Here is a 1043-nt window from a genome sequence, read left to right on the forward strand (position 1 = left end):
CCGAAGCCGCGCGTCGTCATCGCCGGCGAGCCCAGGCGCACGCCGCTCGTCACGAACGGCTTTTCCGGATCGTTCGGAATCGCGTTCTTGTTCACCGTGATGTGCGCAGCACCCAGCGCCGCTTCCGCTGCCTTGCCCGTGATGTGCTTGGCGCGCAGGTCCACCAGCATCACGTGGCTTTCCGTACGGCCCGACACGATCCGCAGCCCGCGCTTCACCAGCGTTTCAGCCAGCACGCGCGCGTTCTCGACCACCTTCTCCTGGTACGCCTTGAACTCCGGCGACAGCGCTTCCTTGAACGCCACGGCCTTCCCCGCGATCACGTGCATCAGCGGGCCGCCCTGGATCCCCGGGAAGATCGCCGAGTTGATCGGCTTCTCGTACTCCGACTTCATCAGGATCACGCCGCCGCGCGGGCCGCGCAGGCTCTTGTGCGTCGTCGTCGTCACGAAGTCCGCGTGCGGCACCGGGTTCGGGTACACGCCCGCCGCGATCAGGCCCGCGTAGTGCGCCATGTCGACCATCAGGTATGCGCCCACCGATTTCGCGATCTTCGCCAGGCGTTCGAAATCGATCTTCAGCGAGAACGCCGATGCACCCGCGACGATCAGCTTCGGCTTGTGTTCCTGCGCGAGCTTCTCGGCTGCTTCGTAGTCGATGTCTTCGTTCTCGTTCAGGCCGTAGCTCACCACGTTGAACCACTTGCCCGACATGTTCACCGGCGAACCGTGCGTCAGGTGGCCGCCGTGCGCGAGGCTCATGCCCATGATCGTGTCGCCCGGCTTGAGCATCGCGAAGAACACGCCCTGGTTCGCCTGCGAACCCGAGTTCGGCTGCACGTTCGCGGCTTCCGCGCCGAACAGCTGCTTCACGCGGTCGATCGCCAGCTGCTCGACCACGTCGACGTATTCGCAGCCGCCGTAGTAGCGCTTGCCCGGATACCCTTCCGCGTACTTGTTCGTGAGTTGCGAGCCCTGCGCGGCCATCACGGCCGGGCTCGTGTAGTTTTCCGACGCGATCAGCTCGATGTGATCTTCCTGGCG

The 1043-nt window shown here is 65.1% G+C and carries 1 protein-coding gene; it reads right to left on the bottom strand.

All coding sequences use genetic code 11. The annotated features are described in order from the left end of the window. On the bottom strand, nucleotides 1-1043 hold a 1043-nt coding region (glyA, locus tag G3N64_RS39210; RefSeq protein WP_205788908.1), incomplete at both ends, for a serine hydroxymethyltransferase.

Origin of the sequence: Burkholderia sp. Ac-20344, assembly GCF_017104975.1 — a bacterium.
Lineage (GTDB): Bacteria > Pseudomonadota > Gammaproteobacteria > Burkholderiales > Burkholderiaceae > Burkholderia.